Here is a 303-nt window from a genome sequence, read left to right on the forward strand (position 1 = left end):
CTACTCCGGGGTACGCGGGCTCAACGCCCAGGTCGGGGTCCTCTCGAGCCCGGTGGACGCGCCGGTGATCACGACCGCGCGGCTGCGTCGAGGCAACGTCGCCTCGGCGACCGGGGCAGGCCGGATGCTGACCCAGGCCATCAGCACCGCCTGGGCAGCGGGGGTGAGCGGGCGGATCCTGGCCCGCGCGGACTCGGCTTACTACGGGTGGGCGTTCGTCGGGGCCGCGATCCGCCACCGGGCGTGGTTCTCCGTGACCGCCCGGATGAACCCGCAGGTCAAGTCCGCGATCGCCGGCATCGG

General features: G+C 73.9%; 1 pseudogene. It reads left to right on the forward strand.

The features are described 5' to 3' along the window. Positions 1-303 (forward strand): annotated as a pseudogene (locus tag BKD30_RS06365) (IS1380 family transposase); the annotation flags it as partial.

Origin of the sequence: Tersicoccus phoenicis, from assembly GCF_001968835.1 — a bacterium.
GTDB classification, from domain to species: domain Bacteria; phylum Actinomycetota; class Actinomycetes; order Actinomycetales; family Micrococcaceae; genus Tersicoccus; species Tersicoccus phoenicis.